Here is a 24,082-nt window from a genome sequence, read left to right as displayed (position 1 = left end):
CCTTAGGGAATAGGTTTGATCGTTTGTCCTTTGTCCTTGGGAGTTGCTTAAATTGAACCAATAACCCAGGACAGTAATGTGCAGAATACTAAGCCATTTGAGGTGTCAGGTTAAGTTCCAGCGCTTCTTTTGGCTGAGGGTCAATCACCTGAGTGGATAGGTTGTGCTGTGCCAGTTGCGATCGCAACTCCTCCAGACTACCAACCTGATTCAACAGGGAATCTAGTACTCCCTCATATTCAACTCCACCTCCGGCGGCTGTGGGTAGAAACACTTGGGGTTGCACCCATTGTGCCAGTTGCAGTGCGGTACGATGACCTTGGATAATCGGTCCCAGCACAGGTAATTCCAACGTCACCACGGGACTAATCACCACATCGATGGGAGCATACTCTTTTAACTGATCGGGTGGATACCCATGAGGTTCATAATAGAGACTTGTGCCACTCTCTAACTGTTTGACCAGATAGGCGTTTTCCTGCAAAAAAGGACCAATCGGTGCCCCTGGTAAGGCGCGGATTTCAATTTGGTCAGCGAGGGTGAAGGTTTGACCAAAGGCTAACGGCGTCACCTGAGTATAGCCCAACTCTTTCACCACCGTGGCTGCATTCTCTGAACCCACGACGGGAATCGTCTTGTCCAGCTTTTCCAAGGTAGGTTTGTGGGCGTGATCATCGAGTCCCTGAGATAGCAGAATCAAGTCTATCTGATCAGGAAGCGCATCCAAGGCTGGAGGTTTGTCGCCTTTGAACAACCAGGGCATATTGCCAAAGATTAGGGAATCCACAAGCCAGGGATCAATCAGGATGTGTTTTTGCCCAAGTTTGAGTAGCCAGCTATTGGCGCCGAAGTAGGTTAGGTGCATGGCAGTCCGACTATAGTGTCATCTCTCCCAATTGTAAAGTTTCTTAAAGTTTCTGCCCGTTGTCTAGGAGGTGCAAGGGGGTGATGCTGACTTTTCACGGCATATAGTTTTGATTGTGTAGGGGCGGGTTTCACTACTATCTTGTCGATTGCACCCAGATGCAACTAAACCCGCCCCGACTTGATCCTTGGATTCAAAGGATCAGACATGGCGTATGACTGCGACTTGGTATCAGGTGCAAAAAAATGACGAATGACGTAGCTTGCTTCTCGATGAAAGCGAGTATGACGAATGACATAAGACAAATGACGAATGCTAGGGTAGAGACTGATACAGGGAAATCTACCAAAAGCGAGTCGGAACTGTTAAGCATTTAAACCCTACCGTAGGGTGGGCATTGCCCACCAACCCTAAGTCATTACCATTCATCGATACCTAATGTAAATGCATGACAGTTTCCCGAAATTTCTATCCGAGAATTAATTAGCTGATTTTCCATGTCAACCCTAATCGAAAAATTACTTGCAGCAGGCTGGTGTTACGAAAGCAATCGACCCAGCCATAATCATGAAAAGACCGAAATCTATAAAGATTGGGAAATTATTACCTATCCCGAATTGGCATTACATTATCTGCCAACTGGAGAATATTTTATTGGTTCGACTAATCCCACCTTAGGGTCAAAAGTCTCCCAAGCTAAAATCGGCGTCATTAAAGCGTTGATTGATTCATCGGACTAAAATCACGCATTTGTAGTAGTATGGCACACCTAATTTGATCAATCAATTAGGCTCATACCCAGCAACTGTAGGGGCGCAAAGCTTTGCGCCCGATTCAATGGTAAAATCTATTCCACTGATAAAGGACGAATTACACCTAATGAGCATTATAAGAGCCTTTAAAGATACGCTCTTGCTGTTCTGGCGTAATCCAAGTGGCTCTAGCAAATTGGGTTCTTGGTGGTATGAACTGACCTTGAACCGGGTTATATTCCATAACTTCTCCCGATTCAATTTCATACACCCAAGCATGGAGTTGTAATTTCCCAGCTTTGAGTCGAGATTGAATCACCGGATACGTGCGTAAATTTTCCAATTGGTTAAGAACATTCTCTTGAATAGAAACATTTAGCAGGTCTGCCCCTTCGTAGCTTTGATAATGTTCCTTAATAATCCGCCGCGTTGCTTCCGCGTGTTTGAGCCATTCGTAAACCATTGGCATATCCTCTTCCAATTTGCTGAGTTTCAGCAATCCTTTCATCGCGCCGCAGTGGGAATGACCACAAACAATCACATCTTCAATACCTAATGCATGAATAGCATACTCAACGGCTGCACCTTCTCCGCCATTCGTCGCTCCATAGGGAGGAATAATATTCCCCGCATTACGGATGATAAACATTTCACCCGGCTCAGTTTGGGTAATCAGATTGGGATCAATCCGAGAATCGGAGCAAGTAATAAACAGAACTCGCGGATGTTGTCCTTGAGAGAGTAACTCAAATAACTCCCGGTGCGCTGTAAAGTAATTGGTCTGGAACTCATGCAGACCCTGGATTAACTGTTTCATCGATCAACTTTTCCACAAGATAAGGGGACATCATAGTCTATGATCCCACACAAGCGTAAGCTGTCACGCATTTAATTTGATCGTTGAGGCTGACAGGGAGATGGGGGAGATAAGGAAGATGGGGGAGATGGGGGAGATAGGGAAGATGGGGGAGATTGTAGAGACTTTCCGGTGGAACGTCTGGGAGATGGGGAAGATGGGGGAGATGGGGAAGATGGGAAAATTGTGTAGGGGCGGGTTTTACTACTAACATTTCGTTGTCATCCTGATATAACTAAACCCGCCCTGACCTAACCGTTCAATTCTCGCAAATTGACGAATGACCAATGACCAATGACCAATGACAATATTTGCTATAGTTGCAGCAAATCTGGTGCATCGACTGAAATGACCATCAATCGCAACAACTGTCATGTCTGTACCGATTTATTTCTCGGCGCTAGCGAAAATTTTGATTAAGGCGAGGTATGTTAACCCTCAACAGATGGAGGAGGCGATCGCGCTCTTTTTGCAATGGAGCGAATCTGTCCAACAACAGTCTACCGTTAAAGGCTCACGACGCACAACTCAATCGCCCCACCAACGCGCCGTTATCCTGATTGAGATTCTCGAATCCCTCACCGAGTCTCAAATCCCCCCCCATTTACGGAATCAAGTTACCCACTTCTTTTTACCCTTGCCTCCCTTTGCTAAAAAATTGATTCAAGCGGGTTATGTGAATCTGGAGCAAATGCGAACCGCCTTGAGGGAAAGTCGAAAGTCAGGAAGATCCCTATTCGATATCCTTGAATCCACGTTAGGGTATCTGTTACCCCCTGAATTATACCGCCAGTACAAAAATTACCAGTTATTTGAATTAAAAATTTTATATGGCGTTCCGGCTTTTGATATTGAACGGATGACTATTCCTCATCATGAAATCAGTCAGCTCATTAAGACTGTAATTTCTATCGACATCTGTAGTCGCTATCGCGTACTTCCTCTATCGCAAACGGAGACTCAACCATCATCCCTACTTGTCGCTATGGTTGATCCTGATAATTTAGACGCTCAAGATGATTTGAACCGGATTCTGCGCCCTCAAGGAATTAAATTACGACGGATGGTGATTACCCAGGAAGACTATCAGCATCTACTGAATCAATATCGCGATCAAAAGTTGGCACAAGAGAAGAAAGAAGAAGCAGCAAAACAGACTGATATAAGCCGAGATCTTGATGATCTAGATACAGTCTCTGATGCACCCGAAGAAACTGAGACAGATTTATCTGAACCATTGAATGAAAGCGGTGGCGATCCCGTTATTAATCTCGTCAATAGAATTTTGGCTAAAGCCTTGCAAGATGGAGTCTCTCATATCCATATCGAACCTCAACAAGAGTACTTAAGGGTACGCTTCCGGAAAGATGGAGTCCTACACCAAGCGTTTGAACCTCTCCCCAAGACAATCAAAAATGCAATTTCTGCTCGCTTCAAAATTATGGCATATCTTGACATTACTGAACGGCGAATACCTCAACAGGGTATAATTCGGCGTATGTTTCACGGTTGCAACGTTGATTTTAGAGTTAGCATTCTACCCAGCCGTTATGGAGAAAGAATAGTTCTAAACATAGTAGATGATTCCAGTACCAAGATTGGCTTAGATATTCTCATTACCGATACAGATACCCTAAAGATTGTTAGAGATATGAAAAGTTGTCCCTTTGGACTGATTCTGGTCACTGGACCTACAAATTCAGGGAAAACAACGACTTCATTTTCGCTCTTAGCAGAACAGAATCAGCCGGACATGAATATTTTGACAATTGAAGATCCAATTCAGTATTCGTTACCTGGCATTACTCAGGTTCAAGTTCAGCACAACTTTCATCTTGATGTTGTGAGTAACTTGGAGTCTATAATCAGTCAAGATGCTGATGTCATTCTTATTGGTAAAATTCAAGATAAAAAAACGGCAATTATGGCGACCAATGCAGTGATGCAAGGACATTTAATTATCACTGAATTATATACAAAAGATACGGTTAGTGCAATAATGAACTTAAAGGAGCTTGGGGTAAATTCTTGGATACTCTCTGAGGCACTCCTAGGAGTCATTGCCCAGCGATTGCTGCGGCGAGTCTGTTCTGATTGTCGTATCCCCTATCAACCAAACTCATCTGAATTAGAGCGATTTGGTCTATCTGCATTAAGTCAGGAGCAATGTACTTTCTATAAGGCAAATACTTTGCAACCTGAAGAGATTCGTGAGGCGAGATGGAATGGGACACTCTGTCCCAAATGTCATGGATTTGGCTACAAAGGGAGAGTGGGTGTTTATGAGGTCTTGCGAAATAGTGAACAGATACAACGTTTAATTCGGGAAGGAGTTCCAGAACATTCCATCAAAGATGTTGCCATCAAACAAGGGATGAAGACCTTATATAACTATAGCTTAAATCTCGTCAAACAAGGAGTCACCACATTCGATGAAGTGAAACGAGTCACCTGGAATGATGCCGTTTTAGCCGATGAAATTAATCGTAGAGATACAACGGATTCTTTGGGTCGTTTAAATATACGTTCTCTCGATTATTGGCAGAAACTACAGCAACTTGAGCAACAACTGGAAAATCTGACTCGTCAATATCAACAGTTAAAACAAGAGTTAGAACAGTCTGAGGATACCCAGTAAGCTGTTGATTCTTTGATATACCGTAGGGTGGGCATTGCCCACCAGCCTTAACTTCTCACGTACCAGGGTTGAGTAAAGGGCGACCCGATGAAATTGAATGGACACCGTTGTTCATTTATGCAAGCGGGTCGCCCCTACAGGATGTATGTCTTCTTACTAGAGACTGATTACTCTAATGGCAATAAAATTTCAAAGGTTGTCCCTTTTCCTAACTGTGAATGCATTAACAACTTCCCATCATGTTTCTCAGTGACAATTTGATGAGTAATCGCTAACCCTAATCCTGTCCCTTTTCCGACTGGCTTAGTCGTAAAGAATGTCTCAAATATTCGCTGTTGAATATTGGGTGCTATTCCTGTACCATTATCCCGAATCTGTACCAAAACCCAATCTCTTTCCTCTTTTGCTACTAGGCGAGTGCTAATCTCAATCTGAGGCTGCCATGAGCCAGACCCATTTCCGGCTTGTTCTATCTTTTCATTCAGGGCGTCAATGGCATTGCTGATTAGATTCATGAAAACCTGACTAAGCTGACCGGATGAACAGTTGATTAATGGCAATTCCGCATAATTCCTCATTAATTTAATTCCTTTTTTGAGGCGATTATTCAAAATAATTAATGTACTCTCAATGCACTCATGAATATCCGCAGGCTGATGTCTCGACTCATCCATGTGTGAGAAGTTTTGCAGACTACCAACAATTTTGGTTAATCGTTCTGAGCCTAATTGCATACTTTTCAGGATTTTCGGTAAATCCTCTAAGATAAAATCGAGTTCATAATTTTCTTTGAGTTGACTTAAATCTTCTGATGGCTGTGGAACTTCTGCGGCGTAGGCTGTCAATAATTCAATTAACTTGTCACAATAATCATCTAAGAATTCAAAATTACCGGTAATACACGCGACTGGATTCTTAATTTCATGAGCAATCCCCGCTACCATTTGTCCCAAACTTGCCATTTTTTCTGTTTGAATCATTTGAGCTTGAGTTTGATCATGCAAAAGCTGGGTAGTGAGTTCCTGAATTTGCGACTGAGCCACGAGTAATTGATGCACGTCTAGCAAGCGGTAGGTTCCTGACTCTAGTTCTACAATAATAGGTTCGTAAACAAATTTGGGGAGACGCTGAAGTGAACGACGAGCCGCATCAACTATTTTTGTATCTCCTCTCAGGATTAAAATATCTCCACTGACGAAGCGGTATAAGGAGTGCAGGGGACGTTTTAAGAACAGTTCTAATCCATAAGGACTGCTCATTTGTTCTAAAAACTGCCTTCGGGAAATCATCCCGACAAGTTTTCTATGTTGAGTTAGAATAACTCCGGGTAATAGAGGATTTAATTGGAACGATTGAGCCACGTCTCTACCGGGTTGAACCGATTCCACCTGAAAGTGATAGAGATTGAGTTCTCGGATGGTAGAATCCAACGTCAGATTCGCGGTCTCGAATTGAGGCAAGACGCATAATTCGGGGTAAAAGTCTTGGAGAGAAACCATAAACCTATAAAATTAAACCTCTATTTTTTATATAAACCCACAATCAACTATTTGTCTTATGGTTTGTAAAATGATTTAATAGTTGGTTTGTACAAAATATTCTAGAAAATGAAGATGCCCTGAAACGTTAATATCGTTTTAAGAAACGATTAAACTTTAATAAAGATCAAGTGAACACGGGGAATTAATCCAATTTAAGTAGAGAATCCCTGATATAAATATAAAAGAGAGACGGTTGAAGTTATCCATCAACATTAATGCTAACGGGTATAAACAATCACGCGATCGCGTCCGGCGGCTTTAGCTTGATATAATGCAGCATCGGCGGCTGCGGTCAAGGTTGTTGGTGATTGTCGTGGATTAGGAATGGTACTGGCGACACCAAGACTCAAGGTAACGCAGTGACTCACAAAAGAGGTTGCATGGGGAATGTTTAAAGTCCGCACCGCTTCTGCAATCGCTTGAGCCACCTGAATTGCACCATCGAGAGGAGTCAGGGGTAAAATGACCACAAATTCTTCACCACCATAACGCGCCACTAAATCTGCGGGACGCTTAACTTGACGTTGGATAGCCGATGCAACTTCTCGTAAACAGTCATCACCCGCCTGATGACCGTAAGTGTCATTGTAGTATTTAAAACAATCAACATCACACATAATTAGCGACAGCCAAGAGTTTCCCACACAATGTTGTTTCCAGCATGTTTGTAAATAGTCATCAAATCGCCGACGATTGGCAACCCCAGTTAAACCATCAGACTTGGCGAGTTCCTCTAATTGCAGGTTAGCGACTTCTAATTCCTGATAAAGCTGCTTGAGTAACCGGGTGGCTAGTTCGTGAATATACAACTGAGCCACTAATAATTGATAGGCGTCCAATAGGCGGTAGGTTTGGGTGGTTAACTCCACAGCGATTGGCTCATAGAGTAAGGCGGGGGGACGTTCTAAACAATGGCGTGCTGCTGTAACAATTTGGGTATCTCCGGTTAAAACTAACACCTCGGTCTGGGCAAAACGATATAACGATTTGAGTGGTCGCCGCAAAAAGAGTTCCAGTCCATAGGGACTGCTCATCTGTTCCAGAAACCGTCGCCGCGAAAGTATACCCATAAATCTCCCCTGTTCAATTAAAATAACTCCTGGTAATACAGGGTTTTGTTGGAAGATATGAGCCACTTCCTCTCCAGGTTGAGACGCTTCAAATTGAAAATTATAGAGAGGTAATTCTTGCAGCGTCGCATTTACACTCAATTGTTTTATCTCTGGGTAAGATGCCTCAAGTTGCGTAGATGACTGTTGTATAGAATACATAGATGAATCCATAAGGGTTCTCTCTTCTCTCTAGCAACTGTTAAAATTAAAATTTTAACACCGATTTGCAAATAGTTCGGATTTAAATTATACATTTTTACTCAATAGATTTACATTAAGTTAAGCAAATAAAACAAGGTTAAGATTGGGTTATTAAAAAGTAATCAGTAGAAGGCTAAACGGGTAGCAAGTAGGTTGGGTCGAGGTACGAGATCCAACGCAACAAGGATAACCATGGTAAAAGGGGAATATTCGTATTGCCGTGAACTACAGGTATGACAGACAAACAACACAACCCGGTTTAATTTTGTTGGCTTTCCTAGGTCAACCCAACCGACAACAGTGAAAGCTGAATGAGGTTTCCCCCCCAAACCAAATAAGTACCTGGACATAAATTCTGTCCGCTGTACTAAGAAATGTTAACTAGCCGCTCAATCCTTACTGTTCCCTCATCTCAACCGTCAACTTGAATGAAAGTCCGACTACTTAGCAGGTGGGGATGTTAGCCTAGATCAACAATTGATGTTTCAAAAGGATTAGTTGTCCATTCATGTCATGAATAAAGTCGTCGTCGGTCTATCCGGTGGAGTTGATAGTTCAGTTGCCGCCGCTACCCTACATCATCAAGGCTATGAAGTCGTTGGTCTGACCCTGTGGTTAATGAAAGGCAAGGGTCAATGTTGTTCTGAGGGAATGGTCGATGCAGCGTTTATTTGTGAGCAACTGGGCATTCCTCATCATATTGTGGATAGTCGTGAGGTTTTTCAGGCAAATATTGTCGATTATCTGGTTTCGGGGTATGAATCGGGTATCACGCCCTTACCTTGTTCCCAGTGCAACAAAACCGTTAAATTTGGTCCCATGTTGGCTTATGCACGGGAGACGTTAGGCATTGATAAAATTGCCACAGGTCACTATGCGCGGATTCGCTATGATGCTAAGAGCGATCGCTATCAATTGCTACGGGCGGTAGACTCGAATAAAGACCAGTCTTATTTCCTGTACGACTTAAGCCAAGACTTACTCGCCGCCTCGATATTTCCTTTAGGCGAACTCCAGAAAACGCAAACGCGACAGCTTGCGGCTGACTATCAACTCAAGACGGCACAGAAGCCAGAAAGTCAGGACTTGTGTTTGGTTGAGTCCCATGGTTCAATGCGGACGTTTCTGGATCAGTATATTTCCCAAACCACGGGAGATATTGTTGATACTAATGGTAAAGTCTTAGGTCAGCATCAAGGAATTCACCATTACACGATTGGACAACGCAAAGGACTCGGCATTGCTGCACCTGAACCGTTATACGTTGTGGCGATTGATGCAGGGGCGAATCGTGTCATTGTAGGCGATCGCGCCAGTGCAACTCAACCTGATTGTACCGTGGGGCGAGTCAATTGGATATCGATTCATCCGCCAACGACTCCAATTCAGGCGTCTGTGCAAGTGCGTTATCGCAGTCATCCCGTAGATGTGACGGTTATTCCCCTAGACGGGAATCGGATGAAACTGATTTTTGATCAGCCGCAGTTTAGCATTACTCCCGGACAAGCCGCTGTCTTGTATGAGGGGGAAATGCTGTTAGGCGGTGGAATTATTGAACGAAAGCCCGATATCCGAAAAGGACAGGGCAATGCCGCACCCGTACAGGGCAATTGATAGGGTAGGGGCACGATACCATCGTGCCCTGATTTAGATATCGCTTAAAAACACCAGTGCCAATCCCTATTTATCATATTACAGACATCAAAAATTTAACGTCTATATTGGAACGGGCTGGATTATTCGCTTATAATCGGCTGCGCCAAGATAGCATAAATTACATCAATATTGCTTATCAAACTATCCAAGATCGCCGCGCAACTACTACGGTTCCCTGTGGCGCTGGTGGCGTTTTGCATGATTATGTGCCATTTTACTTTGCCCCCCCGCCGATGCTCTACACGATTCACAGAGGGAATGTACCGGGTTATACTCAAGGACAAGGTAGTGTACTCTATTTGGTTTCCTCTGTCGAGGCGATCGCGACAAACATACCAGGGTTTGTATTTACCGATGGTCATGGGATTATGGCGTACTCAAACTTTTATGATAATCTGGCTTATTTAAATCGGATTGATTGGCAGATTATGAAACAGAACTACTGGGCAGATACGCCAGACGATGGAGACAGAAAACGCAGACGACAAGCTGAGTTTTTGATACATCGATGCTGTCCGTGGCGGCTCATTGAAAAGATTGGCGTGTTCAATTCTACAATCAAAGTACAGGTAAGACAACAATTACAAAAATTCAACCATAAGCCTCCCGTTAATCTTTACCGTGATTGGTACTATTAACGTTAAAATAATCGTATAACTCAGATTCAAGTCATCCATTCAGAAACGTGATTGAGTTGAAGCAAGGCAACCTACTCGAAGAGAACACCGAAGCCCTCGTCAACACCGTCAACTGTGTCGGTGTCATGGGTAAAGGAATTGCCTTGCAATTTAAACAAGCATTTCCCGAAAACTTCCATGCTTACAAAAAGGCTTGTAATTCCCAACAATTAAAGCCGGGACGAATGTTTATTGTAGCAACCGATCAATTGTTTCCCCGATATATTATTAATTTTCCCACTAAACGTCATTGGAAAGGACAATCAAAACTAGAGGATATTCAAGCTGGGCTGAAAGCATTAGTGGCTGAGATTAAACGGTTAAATATTCATTCTATTGCAATTCCGCCTCTTGGATGTGGGAATGGCGGATTAGATTGGCACAATGTTAAGCCACTGATTGAATCAGCCTTGGCTGAATTGCCAGACGTGCAGGTGGTTATCTTTGAGCCGCAAGGCACACCAATAGCCGATACAATGCCAGTAGCTACATCGATACCTAAAATGACTCGCGCCCGGGCTTTATTGATTCGCTTACTGGAACTCTATGGCATTCCGGGTTATCAACTCACGAAACTGGAAATCCAGAAACTTGCCTATTTCTTACAAGTAGCGGGTGAACCCTTGAAATTGCGGTATGTTAAACATCACTATGGTTTCTACGCAGATAATCTGAATCATGTTTTGCAACGGATTGAAGGGCATTTTATTCGGGGTTATGGCGATCGCAGTAATAATGCTCAACTTCAGGTATTGCCTAGGGGGAGAGAAGCTGCCCATACTTTTTTAGCACAAGACCCGGAGGCGAATGATTGTCTCCAGCGAGTGGGTAATTTAATTCAAGGTTTTGAAACGCCTTATGGATTAGAAATGCTAGCGACGATTCACTGGGTTACTCAAGAAAATCCTAAAGCCGCTACGGATGTTGATGTGATGATTGATCAGGTGTATCAGGGGACTTTGATCTACTGTACTTTATGGAGAGCGCAAAGCGCTGTATCGAGAATGGCGCTCGTTTGGGTTGGTTAATTGCGCCGGGAATGAGACGAGTGGAAATTTATCGTTCCCAGCAGGATGTTGAAGTTTTAGAGGCTCCGGCTACTCTCTCCGGAGAAGGGGTTTTGCCGGGATTTACCCTGAATTTAAACTCTCTTTGGTGATTTTGACCGGAAACTTGGGTCCAGGCTCCCCGTCCTTCGACAGGCTCAGGAACACCTTCTAGGACGGCTTTTTGTGCTATCATAGTAAGCGGTTGAAATCCCCGCCTAAGCTTGCAGCGATATACACTCCACAGGATAGGAGTTGAAACCGGGACTGAGCCAGCAATAGGGAAAGACTGAAGGGCAACGGACGATCCGACCTGGAGGCAAACAAAAACAGTATTTGTGTTTTTGCTCTAAACGATACGTGTAGTCGCGGGAGGGCATTCCGAGACTTAAAACGGACAGGGAGCGCGTGTAAGACCTGTTTTCAGGCTGTGTGCGTAGAGCTGTCACCCCCATTCAGCGACCATTCTTTTAGGGGTGGCGTGGTGAGGAATCCCCCGCGCTTTTAGCCGGGGGAGGATGTCAAGCAATAAAGGAAAAGACATTGAGTAAGCATTCGGATGGAATCGCCCCTCATGGGGGTCAACTTATCAATCGTATTGCCTCAGAACAACAGCGATCTGAATTTTTAGAGAAAGCGGATTCCCTACCCAGGGTGCAACTTGATGCCTGGGCAGCATCTGATCTAGACTTAATCGCGATCGGTGGATTTAGTCCCTTGACCGGGTTTATGGAGCAAGGGGATTATGAGTCAGTCGTGGATAATATGCGTCTGGCGAATGGTTTACCTTGGTCTATCCCAGTTACTCTATCCGTTGATGAGGACGTTGCTGAATCGTTAAAGGAAGGCGACTTAGTGCGTCTGGATGACCAAAATGGGCGCTTTGTTGGCGTTTTAGAACTCACGCAAAAATATCACTATGACAAAAAGCGGGAAGCGATGAATGTTTACCGCACCGATGAGGAGAAGCACCCCGGTGTCAAGGTGGTTTATAACCAAGGAGACGTGAATCTAGCCGGTCCAGTTTGGTTATTGCAACGGTATCCCCATCCTCTGTTTCCTAAGTATCAAATTGATCCGGCTCAATCTCGGACGTTGTTTAAAGAACGGGGATGGAAAACGGTGGTGGGTTTCCAAACCCGAAATCCCATCCACCGGGCGCATGAATATATCATTAAGTGTGCCTTGGAAATTGTTGATGGTTTATTCCTGCATCCCTTAGTTGGTGCAACCAAAAGCGATGATATCCCCGCCGATGTGCGGATGAGTTGCTATGAAATTATGATGGATAACTATTTCCCCAAAAACCAGGTGATTTTAGCGATTAACCCAGCCGCTATGCGCTATGCGGGTCCAAGGGAAGCAATTTTCCACGCGATCGTGCGTAAGAATTACGGTTGTACTCACTTTATTGTGGGACGGGATCATGCAGGTGTGGGTGACTATTATGGCACCTACGATGCTCAGCATATCTTTGATGAGTTTGAGCCGGATGAATTAGGGATTATACCCCTGAAATTTGAACACGCCTTTTACTGCGAAGTGACGGAGACAATGGCAACAGCCAAGACAAGTCCGAGCACTCCAGATCAACGCATTCACTTATCGGGAACCAAGGTAAGGGAACTGTTGCGTAAAGGTGAGTTACCTCCGCCGCAGTTTTCTCGACCTTTAGTCGCGGCGGAATTGGCGAAGGCGATGAAGGTGGAAGATTGATATCCTGCAAGTGAGTAGGGGTTTGGTAATTAAATTCCTGGGGTTTGGTAACCAAACCCCTACGGGTCAAATTTTCTTTTCCCATTCCATCAAAATAGTGTACAACCACTGCTCCACGCGATCGCACATCGCCTGGGTCGAGTATTTGGCTTCGGCTTGTTGACGACAGGTATAGCGGTTAATCCTATCTAATCCGTTAATCGCCTCAACCAATCCCGCCACGGAATCCGGTTCTACCAAAAACCCCGTTTTCCCCTCCTCGACAATTTCCGCCGGTCCACCGCGACGGTAAGCAATCACAGGCACGCCACAGGCGAGGGCTTCTATCGCCACATTGCCAAAGGCTTCTACCCAACGCGGCGTCATTAATAATCCCCGACATCGCCGTAACTGTTCCTGCAACTCACTCGTCGAGAAAAACCCTAAATAATCAATCGGCGCTTCCGGGTAATCCCGCAAAATCTGTTGCCAATAGTCCTGATTTTGCAGCACTCCCATAATTTTCAGGGGAATCCCCGTCTTATGAGACGCCGCCACTGCATCCTCTAACCCCTTTTCTGGGGCAATTCGCCCCATCCATCCGATCCACGGTTCTGGTTCTGGACAAAAATTATAGCATGATAAATCAATACCACTACCCAAACACCGACAGCGATCGCCAAATCTAAATGTAGCCGCCTGGGATTGGGAATAGACGCCCACTGTGCCCGGAAACGCCATCACCACTTTCTCAATAATCTCATCCATCGCATCGGAGATAGAACTCATCGTCACCCAATGGGCAATGGGACGAGAAAAAAACGGCGTTACATAAAAGGGCAGCCAATCATAGGCAAAATTGACAATTAAATCATAGTCGAATTGTACTTGTCGTGCATAATCCCAAAATCCTGCCAAAACCGAAGCTGGGGGAATAATAATCGGTGTATCTCGTGATTGTGTTTGAGCGCTAGTTTGCACCGTTCCGCTAATTTCCACCAGAGGCATACCCCAACCCGTGGACCCTTGTGTTGCTACAATGGTGACCTGATGTCCGCGTCTGACTAAATCGCTAGCCACATTACGCAACGTTAATTCAACACCGCCCGTCAATCCCGGACCCAAGGGACCCACGGGACTAGAAATGAGCAGTAATTTTAGAGAATGATCATTCATTAAATTATGACTTATAAAATAACCCGTCAATTAGCAGTATAGGTTGAGCTAATCTAGAAATAGATTTAAGGGATGTACTCAAATTCATTTTCTGCTGGTAACGGCTTTGAGTCAGACTCCAAACCAGAGATAAACCCCGATACAACTTGCTGCAACGGCGCTCGCAATATAAAAAGGCTAGACACAGCAATTGCCGGAATTACGAGGGGAATGCCCGCAGATATCCCTTTTTTAATGTGTTTTTTTATAAACTTTTTTAATTTTGGCTTTTTGTGCTGTCTACGCCCCTGTTTTTCTTCTATATTTCTAACCGCTGTCTCAACAAGATGTGGCGGAATTCCTGCCTCTGAACCAATTTGTTTTAGATCCGCTAAGGAGTAACTTTTATTCGCTTCAGCCTGTAAACGAGCCGCTTCTACTAGGATCTCGCCTACTACATCCTCAGGAATAGATTTAACGTCCTCTAGACCGTCTCTAGTTTCCTTGAACTTTCTTTTTCGACGTGACTTATTACCCATATTTTTTCCTTGAGAGTTACTTCGTTTAATTGAGTCATTATCGATACATCATATCGGGACTTCCTAAAATTAAAGCTGCCCGCAATTTTTCGGGACTATTCGCAATCTCCTGTTTAGTTTGAGCCGAAATACTATCCCCTAATGTATTAAACAGTTGACTCGCATCCACTGATTGATTATCACCCAAACGTCTCTGGGCTATCGCCGTTGCCAAACTAACCCGCCGCAGCATCGCATCGGGACTCAACCAAGCGTCTTGAGTATTTTTATAGCCCTCAGGAGTGGAACAGTTATAAAGTGGCATACTCAGTTGATTTAACATACCTGAAATTCGCTTTAAATTTGGCTCTTTTGTACCCGTCGCCCGGACAGCCGAAATAATATAATGATAGGGAGTCTTAAATTTACGACCATACTCATTTGCCTGCCAAAACTCAGGACGTTGAAAAAGGGTATCTAAGACAGCCCGAATATCCCCCTCTGTCTGCAAAAATTCCTTAGCCAGTCGCTTCACTAAACCGGAAGGCGGCTCATCGGTTACAAAGTATTGGGCAAGTTTATAACTAATATAACGGGCAGTTGCTGGATGGCTTGCTAAACTATCGATCGCCTGTTCCACTTCCGCTACGCCACTGCCTTTAATCCGTTGACCTAGAAATAGTTTATCACTATAGTCATGGCGGTTTCTATCGAAATAAAAACCATTGCTATCCCCCTTATTATCATCCAGATCCAAACCCCATCCGGTTAACATATAAGCTAAAGCAATTACATCATCCTGACTATAACCGCCATCAACACCCAAGGTATGAAGTTCCATCAATTCACGGGCATAATTTTCATTAATACCGCGAAATCTACCCTTTGCACCTGGACTATTGGGAGCAGTATTGCGCCAGTTATCTAAATAAACCAACATTGCCGGATGATGAACCGTTGCGGCTAGCAAATCCCGAAAACGACCCAGGGTATAAGGTCGAATGGCTTGCTGTTCATAGGCACCGATCCAGAATTTAACATCTCCTTTTCTGGCAAAAACATTAAAGTGATTAAACCAAAAGTTTACCATTACTTCTTGCAATTGCCGAGGACTGGCGATCGCACGCAGTAATCGCGCCTGTATTGCTTGCTGTAAGGGTTGTTTAGCTTTTTGGCGAGCTTTCTGACGTTCCTCCTCTGAACGATGTTTTTGGCGGCGAGGTTTATACTGTCTTAGTAACTGAATTGGAGTCAGTTTGAGAGTACGCCATTGATTAAGCTGGCGAGTTATTTGCGGCGATTCGGGAATGGAGTCTGGCGAAAGTTGAGATTGAATATAAGCCTCAATCCCCATCGATTGGATTTGTTCAATATCACCAGGGCGAGAACCAAAACTGAGACGATTGAGAATATGGAGGGATTTCGTCATTTGTCAAACAAGAGGGAACAGGGAATAGGGAACAGGGAACAGGGAATTCGGTAATAGGCAATACATAATTTAGAGGGGTGGGTTTAGTGACATTAGGACGAAAAATAACGATATAATCATTCAATCTTCCCCATCTCTCCCATCTTACCCATCTTACCCATCTTCCCCATCTCCCCCATCTTCCCCATCTTCCCCATCTCCCTCATCTTCCCCATCTTCCCCATCTCCCCCATCTCCCCCATCTCCCTCATCTCCCTCATCTCTTCTATGAAGCTACACGATTATCCTCCAAGGCGACAAAATTATCCACTGGGCGCACTTGTTGCAGCAGATTTTGTAAATTTTCCCCTTCAATCACCTCCGTTGCTAATATCTGTTGTGCAATTTCTTCGAGTAAATCGCGATTTTGATTGAGAATCGCTAAGGCTTTATGATGAGAGGTTTCCACAATTTCTCGCACTTCCACATCAATTTCTTTTGCCGTTTCATCACTCACACTCCGGCGTATATTCCCGCCACTATTGCCCAAGAAACTATTACCTTGAGCCTGATTATACGCCAAAGGACCCAACACTTTACTCATGCCATAAGTCGTGACCATGCGTTCGGCTAACTCGGTGGCGCGTTGCAAATCATTCGCCGCCCCTGTGGTGATATTGCCAAAGACAATTTCTTCAGCGGCGCGTCCCCCCAAAAGTGTGGAAATATCACCCCGGAGTTCCACTTCATTCATCAAAAAACGGTCTTCTGTGGGGAGTTGTAGCGTGTATCCCAACGCAGACATTCCCCGTGGCACAATGGAGATTTTCGCGACTTTACCACTCCCTGGCATTAACGCACCCACTAAAGCATGACCAACTTCGTGATAAGCGACAATCTTTTTCTCAACATCGCTGAGAACCCGGCTTTTCTTCTCCAACCCCGCCACGACTCGTTCAATGGCTTCGGCAAAGTCGGCTTGAGCAATGGTATCCTGTCGCTTGCGGGCGGCTAATAAGGCGGCTTCATTGACTAGATTAGCTAAATCCGCCCCAGCAAACCCAGGAGTCCGAGTTGCGATCGCGTGCAGATCCACATCCTCGCCCAATTTGACTTTCTGGGCATAAATGCTTAAAATTTCTTTACGTCCAGCTAAATCAGGACGGTCAACCAATACCTGACGGTCAAAGCGTCCCGGACGTAACAAGGCGCGATCTAAGCTTTCGGGGCGGTTCGTCGCCGCTAGGACAATCACCGTCGCATCTCCAGCCGCAAATCCATCCATCTCGGTGAGCAATTGGTTCAGCGTCTGTTCCCGTTCATCATTCCCGCCACTATGGAAATTCCCACTACTCCGAGATTTGCCGATCGCATCCAATTCATCAATAAAAATAATACAGGGCGCTTTCTTTTTTGCCTGATCAAACAAATCCCGCACCCGCGCAGCACCCGTACCTACAAATAGTTCCACAAACTCCGAAGCGGAAATACTAAAGAAAGGAACCCCAGCTTCCCCCGCCACGGCTTTTGCCAAGAGGGTTTTTCCCGTTCCCGGAGGTCCCACCAGCAGTACCCCTTTAGGAATTCTTGCGCCAATTTCGGTAAAGCGATCAGGGTTTTGCAGGAATTCGACAATTTCCACTAATTCTGTCTTGGCTTCCTCCGCCCCCGCAACATTAGCAAAGGTAATTTTAGCCGATTCTCCTTCTACATAAACCTTTGCCTTACTTTTACTAAACGAAAGCGCACCTTCAGCGTCTCTATCATTGCGGCGCAGGAAAAACTGAAAGGCGGCGACGAGGATTAGCGGTGGAACCACCCAACTTAACAGACTCAGTAACCAACCATTTTTGGGAGGAGGCGCAGCAAAAAATTCAATGTCCTGTTCCTGAAGCGTGTTCACCAAGTCTGGATCATAAACCCTGAGTGTGGCATAGATTTGTCCTTGTTGCTCATCCTCGTTGAGCAGTTCATCGGTTGGGTTGAGCGGATCGTCAGATGTTGAATTTAACGGATTGTCGGGTGTATCCAGATCCGGTTCTACTTCTGTGTCGAGGGGCGGTTCTGGCGTTTCCAGCAAGTCTTGAGTGGCTTGGAGAGGATCTTGAGTGGCTTGCAGCAAGTCTTGAGTCGCCTTCAGGGGATCTTGAGTGGGCTTAAGCTGAAAAATTACTTGTTCTTCCCCCACCGAAACCCGTGTGACTTTGCCGTCGTCCAGTTGGTCGAGAAATTCGCTATAAGGTACTATGGTAAACCGAGAGGATTTGGGTACAAACAAGTACCCCAGTAAGGATACACTCGCCAGAATTAATAGAATAAGACCAATCTGGCGACCGTGTGGCGAGTTCGGTTTGTCTTTAATACTCATCGTAAACCTCGTGAGACCCCGACCTCAGCAAAGCAGGTCGGGGAGGGATAGAGGTCAAACCGAACCGTTCAACGCGGTGAGGTTTGACAATCCAACTGTTGATACCAGTCCGGTATTTCGCTGCAACAATTGGACTTTGGATGCAGTGAACTGTCCTAACCGTTTCCAGTTAGCGTTACTAACTGAGACTTGGGTTTTAGTGTCACCGGAAACATAACCGTACCATCTGATACCGGCTTGTACAGACGCGCCATGGCGCGTCTCTACTTTGACATAATCGCCCTTCCTCAACCCGTGGCGGGTAACTGTGCCGCCGTAGCCACGCCGTTTCCCTCCCTTGCTAGGGATCATTAGGTGTAACTGACGGCGACAAGTTGGAGGGCGACGAATCACCGCAAACTGACACAGTGTTACTTCTATTGCGCCTAAGAAGGTGCCACTTCTCCCCTTAATCTGGCGATATCGCATAAACCGAGAGGCGGCGAGGCAGATACCATCAACAGCATGGGCGGCGGGGGATTCGGATGCTTTATTCTTGGACTTAGGTAAGCCAAGGTATTGCCGCAAAGTCGAGGTGTGCCATCCCTGTTGGGTATGGACGGTATATCCCGCTTGTTCTAACTGCTCAATCTGCCAGTATTGACCAACCATTGCAGGACTAAACCCTTTGTCGCCTCTGGCTTTAATCACTTCCACTACCACATCGGTGAATGGGTAGATTTGTCTTAACTCCTGGATTACCCGCAAAGCTAATTGTTTATTAGCCCGGATACTAGGGGGTATCTTGTGACCTTTGCGGTTGTCGAACCGGCATTGGCGGTGGTTGCGTTGGTTATAGGGAATCTTCCGGTTAATCCGCCGCCCCCGCCGCCCCCGTCGCATCATTGCCCGCCCTTTCATCCGCTTGGTCACGTTTTTAAAAGGCAAATTTAGGTGGGCTAAAAACAGAGTAGCTTTGGCTGATTGAATCGCAATCCCCGTGAATAGCTTTCCCGGATCAATTCCAGCCACAATATCTTGGGTTTCCTCCCCCGACGGCGGGTTAACTAACTGGACTTGAAAGATGCCTAAGTCGTTATGGATGACTTTAGCTTTACCAGCTTTTAGCCACCGCCGAACGCGGCTAGCTTTAGCTGGCATTAATGGTTTACCGTCTGGCGATAAAACGGGTACACGAATCATGGATATAAGCCTCTCGTGTAAGTTGTACGTCCCCTCGACCACCGTTAACAAAATGTCCTCTCTTAAAGCGCCTAAACAAGTAGGCTTGCAGTTGATCCGAACTGGGGAAGTATTCGGAAGTGCGTATCAGTTAACGGCGAGCGTGGTCTATTCAACGCTTGCGTTGCCAGTCTTGTCTCTGGCAATCCCTAACCTCAAGCGATAGCTAGGTTAGGGTTGTTGAAACATTTGTTATCTGCACGCTTGATGCCGTGGGCTTGGGTGGATGGGAGAATTCCTATTTTTAGGGTAACAAGTTAGCACTCCCCAGTCTAAAGACGTGGGGATTCTTCCTTGACAAGGAGCCGGAGCCTTCACTTCGGAAAGAGGACATGGTTTAACAGCATCCGGGATGTGAGCCTTCCCATCCAGAAGCTCAGTTTAGGCAATACGAATTTGCTACAAACCTTACAGTATTTTGCCCTGGAGCCTTCTGCCTTTTTGTACTAACGCTCATATTCCACATAATCCACTTGTCTATCATCAACAGGAGGCGGTATTACTTCAGTGCGCCGCCTAGCTGAGGGGGCATAAGGAAGCGCATTGTAGGGATGGGGCACAACGTAAGTTGTCCGAGGTGGACGTGGTTGTTGTTGTCGCGACAGCACTGCTAATAATCCCACAACGACAACACCACCACTAATCGTTACCGCCATACCACCCAATCCCCAAACCAAGCCGGAAATAATCGAAGTATCTTGCTCAGACTGCTGAACAGGAGTTACAGGGGGCGCTGCTTCAATCCGAGGTGGTATGAAACTATTGGGATTATTGGGATTATTTTGTCCCATAAGATTGTCAATCAACGCTTGCTGGTTTTGCATTTGAGCTTTTAGCTGTTCCGTTTCGGCGCGTTGCTGTTCCAGCATGCCTTTCAAGCGTTCTACTGTAACCTGTTGCTGTTCAAAATCATTACCTGCAAAACCCGGTGTCGTCTGAACTGGCATTTGCGGGTTCTGCCCATAAGCAGGATCATAGGGATTATAAGGATTGCTCTGTGGAAGTTGAGCCGTTTGAGAGGGAGGGGCATTGGTAATGCCAAGACTGTCTCCGCCTTTCATCATAAACAGAACTGCTACTCCCGCAAAGGCAGCCCCTGTTAGGAATGCCATACCATCACTCATCGCTCTTACCTCACATTCAAAACTGAACTACCACTCATTGTCACTGATACAGGTTGACTGCCATCGGTGAGACTTAACTCCTTATGAGTTTATACGCCATTGATGCAATTGGGAGTTCTCTAGCTGTTCTCCGTTTTCTAATTGAAAACGAGAAAGGCTCAATTGTCCATCCCCAAGGATCTTAAAACGTTTCCAGGTCGTATCACCAGGGTTATAAGAATTTCTATAGTTACTGATTTGACAGAAAAATTAAGTGGCACTGACTTAAGAGAAATGTCGCTGACCTTAAGAGATTGGAAATAAATTTCTACTCTACTAGAGCCGCTCAATCCGGATCATGCTTCGATTCTAGACCATTGCACCATCCTGCGATCGCGTCTTCCCTATCATTGGTGTCAACTTAACGTCAAGCGCATCAGGTCAACTCTGGGATCTTGATCTGGGCGAAATATTCTCGATCGCAGCGCTTGATTCTACAGGGACAGTCATTAGTTCCATTAACACACCTCCTGTCCCTGGTGATGAAGGTCCTGATACTTTCGATGCTTTGCCCTATAACTTTTCCTTCAGCGATTTAGACAGTGATATCGGTTACATTCGGATTTCTGGTGTTAACCGTGGGGGAGGTGGCGGTTTTGCCTTTGATAACTTTAATGCCACACAAAGTATTGTAAACCCAGAACCTGTACCTGAACCCTTAACTATCCTTGGTTCAGCCACCGCTTTAGGATTTGGAGGTTTGCTCAAGCGACAACATTCCAAAAAGCAAAAGAAAGATAAGTAATCTGCTTAGATGTAGGTTAAATGGGGCGCACGCCGTGCGCCCCTACGGGATTTGTGATATTGTCATGCTCATCAATGGGATGCGATCGCGTTGGCTTGATTTGAATGAAAACGTTTGATGCGATCGTCTTGGTTTTTATCTTAACCCTCCCCTTGCGTCACCCCACCCTAACCCTCCTTATCAATTCCTACCAAATTTCACTCATGTCTAATACAAAACCTGGAAGCACCATCTCGCCGGATAGGGTTTCCGGATTCTCTAAACAGTCCTGAGAACCATCCTGACGATAAATATAAACTTGGCGACCAGTACGGTCAATCAGCCAACCCAATTGCACGCCCAAACGTACCCACTCCTCCATCTTTTTTTGTAAGGATTTCAATGTATCACTGGGAGAGCGTAATTCCACCACAAAATCCGGGCAAATTGGGGGAAATTTTTGCTGCTGTTCCGGAGTCAACGCATTCCAGCGTTCTAATCGCACCCAAGCCGCATCCGGTGACATGGGATCTTTGGTGGCTCCTAGAATCCGAAATCCGGTGCTAGAGTCAAACCCAATCCCGGTTTTATCCTGTTTTACCCATGAACCAAGCTGAACGATTAGGGAAAAATTGCGATTTCCTGTTTCTCCACCCGCTGGCGTCATAATCCAAATTTCTCCGGTTTTTAGGTTGCGCTCTAATCGCAAATCATGGTTGATTTGGCACAGTTCAAAAAATTGGTCATCGCTGAGTTGAATTGATGGTGGCAGGGTCAAAACTAAAGGCGAGGAAAGCATCTTTAAGTAGGTAGGCACAAGTAACGTTAAAGGTGGAGATCGTCATTTGTCTTATGTCTTATGTCATTTTATGTTAAAGCAAAATTGTCGTGTCGTGGCACACCTAAAATGGTAGATTAGAATTGTAGGGGCGCACGGTGTGCGCCCGGTTTAAACGTCAAATCTATTCCACAATTTTAGCTGTGTCAGTCCGCCATCGTGCGTTAGGCGCATATTTCTTGGTTAATTAACCTGTTGATTGCACACAAATGTGATCGCGCCAGAATGAGGGTTTCAGTCATCTTTAGTGCGGTTGTTTAACCGGATTTGATCGGACTGGGGGCGCAAGCCTAGGGGCGCAAGCCTTGCGCCCCTACGGTATTTGTGATATTGTTATCCTGATCAATGGGATGCGATCGCGCTTTGTGTTGTCCTCTGTGTGTTAGTCTGTGTGATTTACAAACCTGCGATCGCGTGGGCTTAATTTGAATGAAAAGGTTTGATGCGATCGCGCTTTGATAGGAGCATTTAAGAACAATCCCGACTCATCACCAACCGTCCATCAGGGAGTCGATATACCCCCGTGGATTCCACTATTGGATCGCCTTTTTGCCAGGGGCGAGTTGTACTTTCTGTGGGAATCATCCGCACGGTGCCGGTGGGATAGGGGGAAATGGTAGGATCACCAGGACGCGGGGGCAAGTTTCCGGCACCTGTGATAGTAAATGTGCCATTTTGCTGATCAGCCTGAACCATGCAGCTATTGGCAATTAGATTATCGGTGTCGATGAAATTGTTGGGTAAATCGATGAGGCTATTGTCAATAAAGGTGAGGTTGGGTAAGGTAATTATGCCATCGATCGCGGCATCGGCATTGATATCGACACGCTGGTTATGATCTAGGGTAGTTGGATCAGTGCCTTTGGCGGCAGGGGTATAGCGGAAGCCGAAGAAGATGGGAGTATTTAAGGTGATGTCGCCACCTCTGCCATCACGGGCAAAGGCTAGGATATCGCTATCATCAAATGCCAGGATGGAGTCAGCGGTAATCATGATTTTCCCACCGTTGTCACCTCCACTGGAGACACTGGTGGTGATGTCGCTGTCGCCCCAGAGTCGGATATCAGCGGCGGTGATATTAATGGCGCCGCCAGCAGATTGCTCTGTGGCGGTGAGGATACTGCTGTCAGTGGCGATGAGTCTGTCGGTAATCGTCAGAGTAATTTGACCGGCGTTACCTTCTCCTTTACTTCGGGCAGAGATTTGTGATCCGTTTTCCAGGGATAATGTTTGAGTCGCGATCGCTAAATTTCCAGCTACTCCAGTTGAGTCGGGAAGGGCGGCGGTAAATAGACCACTGGGTACCTGACCGTCGGCGGAAGTGCCAGCGATTCTGATGGTGTCTGAGGCGTTTACGGTTATATTGCCCCCGGCTCCTTGATTGACTGTTGCTGTTCCAATTTGTGAACCGTTAAAAATGTTCAGTTGGCTGGTGGTTATCTAATTCGGCAAGAAGACCCCACGAGCGTCAAGATTGCCCAGGGTAATATTACCTTGAGCTGAGAGGGCGATCGCAGGTTTTCCTAATCCGACAAATTGTTCGGTTGCGGTTCCTGCCATGGCAATGCAGCAGTCGGCTTTGAGCAGACAAAGGGTATAGTCGTCTTGGGTTAATATCAAAGTGCCATTCTGGTTAGTTAACGCGATC

At 45.6% G+C, this 24,082-nt stretch carries 22 protein-coding genes and 2 pseudogenes; 10 read left to right on the top strand and 14 right to left on the bottom strand.

Annotation, left to right across the window (positions count from 1 at the left end; all coding sequences use genetic code 11):
• Positions 1-88 precede the first annotated feature (88 nt).
• Positions 89-865, bottom strand: a complete 777-nt coding sequence (locus RIB93_RS10180) for an MBL fold metallo-hydrolase (protein ID WP_446372672.1) — start codon at positions 863-865, stop codon at positions 89-91.
• Between the two features lie 497 nt (positions 866-1,362).
• Between RIB93_RS10180 and RIB93_RS10175 the strand changes: the two genes are divergently transcribed.
• The gene (locus tag RIB93_RS10175; RefSeq protein WP_446342397.1) at positions 1,363-1,605 is read left to right on the top strand and encodes a hypothetical protein; all 243 of its coding nucleotides are present in this window, start codon (positions 1,363-1,365) and stop codon (positions 1,603-1,605) included.
• A 136-nt stretch (positions 1,606-1,741) separates the two neighbouring features.
• On the opposite strand, the gene RIB93_RS10170 is transcribed toward RIB93_RS10175, so the two are convergent.
• Complete coding sequence (locus RIB93_RS10170) at positions 1,742-2,434, bottom strand: carbonic anhydrase (protein ID WP_446372671.1); 693 nt, start codon at positions 2,432-2,434, stop codon at positions 1,742-1,744.
• Positions 2,435-2,510: 76 nt separating this feature from the next.
• Here RIB93_RS10170 and RIB93_RS10165 point away from each other — a divergent pair, with 76 nt between their 5' ends.
• Positions 2,511-2,684 (top strand): hypothetical protein, encoded by a 174-nt coding sequence (locus tag RIB93_RS10165; protein ID WP_446372670.1) that lies wholly within the window; start codon positions 2,511-2,513, stop codon positions 2,682-2,684.
• 162 nt (positions 2,685-2,846) lie between these two features.
• Entirely contained in the window at positions 2,847-5,111 is a 2,265-nt protein-coding gene (locus RIB93_RS10160; protein WP_446372669.1) for a GspE/PulE family protein, read from the top strand.
• A 167-nt stretch (positions 5,112-5,278) separates the two neighbouring features.
• Here RIB93_RS10160 and RIB93_RS10155 read toward each other — a convergent pair whose 3' ends face one another.
• On the bottom strand, positions 5,279-6,610 hold the full coding sequence (locus RIB93_RS10155) for an ATP-binding protein (protein WP_446372668.1): 1,332 nt from the start codon (positions 6,608-6,610) through the stop codon (positions 5,279-5,281).
• Between the two features lie 260 nt (positions 6,611-6,870).
• Positions 6,871-7,935, bottom strand: coding sequence for a diguanylate cyclase domain-containing protein (locus RIB93_RS10150; protein WP_446372667.1), 1,065 nt, complete (start codon positions 7,933-7,935; stop codon positions 6,871-6,873).
• Between the two features lie 543 nt (positions 7,936-8,478).
• Between RIB93_RS10150 and mnmA the strand changes: the two genes are divergently transcribed.
• From mnmA to sat, 5 genes and pseudogenes are all read left to right on the top strand, one after another.
• Positions 8,479-9,579 (top strand): tRNA 2-thiouridine(34) synthase MnmA, encoded by a 1,101-nt coding sequence (gene mnmA, locus RIB93_RS10145; RefSeq protein ID WP_446372666.1) that lies wholly within the window; start codon positions 8,479-8,481, stop codon positions 9,577-9,579.
• 56 nt (positions 9,580-9,635) lie between these two features.
• A complete protein-coding gene (gene darT, locus RIB93_RS10140; RefSeq protein WP_446372665.1) occupies positions 9,636-10,259 on the top strand; it encodes a type II toxin-antitoxin system toxin DNA ADP-ribosyl transferase DarT in 624 nt (207 codons plus the stop codon).
• Between the two features lie 47 nt (positions 10,260-10,306).
• Entirely contained in the window at positions 10,307-11,326 is a 1,020-nt protein-coding gene (gene darG, locus RIB93_RS10135) for a type II toxin-antitoxin system antitoxin DNA ADP-ribosyl glycohydrolase DarG (protein ID WP_446372664.1), read from the top strand.
• A pseudogene (locus RIB93_RS10130) lies at positions 11,296-11,457 on the top strand (Uma2 family endonuclease); the annotation flags it as partial. The gene darG and the pseudogene RIB93_RS10130, both read left to right, overlap by 31 nt.
• Before the next feature lie 430 nt (positions 11,458-11,887).
• The gene (gene sat / locus RIB93_RS10125) at positions 11,888-13,060 is read left to right on the top strand and encodes a sulfate adenylyltransferase (protein WP_446372663.1); all 1,173 of its coding nucleotides are present in this window, start codon (positions 11,888-11,890) and stop codon (positions 13,058-13,060) included.
• Between the two features lie 66 nt (positions 13,061-13,126).
• On the opposite strand, the gene RIB93_RS10120 is transcribed toward sat, so the two are convergent.
• From RIB93_RS10120 to RIB93_RS10090, 7 genes are all read right to left on the bottom strand, one after another.
• Positions 13,127-14,215: a glycosyltransferase family 4 protein gene (locus RIB93_RS10120; RefSeq protein WP_446372662.1), complete on the bottom strand. Its 1,089-nt coding sequence runs from the start codon at positions 14,213-14,215 to the stop codon at positions 13,127-13,129.
• Between the two features lie 65 nt (positions 14,216-14,280).
• The gene (locus RIB93_RS10115) at positions 14,281-14,733 is read right to left on the bottom strand and encodes a hypothetical protein (protein ID WP_446372661.1); all 453 of its coding nucleotides are present in this window, start codon (positions 14,731-14,733) and stop codon (positions 14,281-14,283) included.
• Positions 14,734-14,770: 37 nt separating this feature from the next.
• Complete coding sequence (locus tag RIB93_RS10110) at positions 14,771-16,141, bottom strand: DUF1800 domain-containing protein (protein WP_446372660.1); 1,371 nt, start codon at positions 16,139-16,141, stop codon at positions 14,771-14,773.
• A gap of 116 nt (positions 16,142-16,257) precedes the next feature.
• Entirely contained in the window at positions 16,258-16,392 is a 135-nt protein-coding gene (locus RIB93_RS10105) for a hypothetical protein (RefSeq protein WP_446372659.1), read from the bottom strand.
• Positions 16,393-16,406: 14 nt separating this feature from the next.
• On the bottom strand, positions 16,407-18,488 hold the full coding sequence (gene ftsH / locus RIB93_RS10100) for an ATP-dependent zinc metalloprotease FtsH (protein WP_446372658.1): 2,082 nt from the start codon (positions 18,486-18,488) through the stop codon (positions 16,407-16,409).
• A gap of 54 nt (positions 18,489-18,542) precedes the next feature.
• Complete coding sequence (locus RIB93_RS10095; RefSeq protein ID WP_446372657.1) at positions 18,543-19,670, bottom strand: RRXRR domain-containing protein; 1,128 nt, start codon at positions 19,668-19,670, stop codon at positions 18,543-18,545.
• A gap of 485 nt (positions 19,671-20,155) precedes the next feature.
• Complete coding sequence (locus RIB93_RS10090) at positions 20,156-20,833, bottom strand: hypothetical protein (protein ID WP_446372656.1); 678 nt, start codon at positions 20,831-20,833, stop codon at positions 20,156-20,158.
• A 547-nt stretch (positions 20,834-21,380) separates the two neighbouring features.
• On the opposite strand from RIB93_RS10090, the gene RIB93_RS10085 reads away from it, so the two are divergent.
• A complete protein-coding gene (locus tag RIB93_RS10085; protein WP_446372655.1) occupies positions 21,381-21,617 on the top strand; it encodes a PEP-CTERM sorting domain-containing protein in 237 nt (78 codons plus the stop codon).
• A 187-nt stretch (positions 21,618-21,804) separates the two neighbouring features.
• Here RIB93_RS10085 and RIB93_RS10080 read toward each other — a convergent pair whose 3' ends face one another.
• Entirely contained in the window at positions 21,805-22,395 is a 591-nt protein-coding gene (locus RIB93_RS10080; RefSeq protein ID WP_446372729.1) for a Uma2 family endonuclease, read from the bottom strand.
• Between the two features lie 507 nt (positions 22,396-22,902).
• Positions 22,903-23,427, bottom strand: a complete 525-nt coding sequence (locus RIB93_RS10075; RefSeq protein WP_446372654.1) for a hypothetical protein — start codon at positions 23,425-23,427, stop codon at positions 22,903-22,905.
• Here RIB93_RS10075 and RIB93_RS10070 point away from each other — a divergent pair.
• Positions 23,426-23,602, top strand: a complete 177-nt coding sequence (locus tag RIB93_RS10070) for a hypothetical protein (protein WP_446372653.1) — start codon at positions 23,426-23,428, stop codon at positions 23,600-23,602. The two genes, RIB93_RS10075 and RIB93_RS10070, sit on opposite strands and share 2 nt — an antisense overlap.
• A 272-nt stretch (positions 23,603-23,874) precedes the next feature.
• Here RIB93_RS10070 and RIB93_RS10065 read toward each other — a convergent pair.
• Positions 23,875-24,082: pseudogene (locus RIB93_RS10065) on the bottom strand (hypothetical protein); the annotation flags it as partial.

Origin of the sequence: Coleofasciculus sp. D1-CHI-01, assembly GCF_040218875.1 — a bacterium.
Lineage (GTDB): Bacteria > Cyanobacteriota > Cyanobacteriia > Cyanobacteriales > Coleofasciculaceae > Coleofasciculus.
This window is presented reverse-complemented; position numbering and strand designations above follow the sequence as displayed.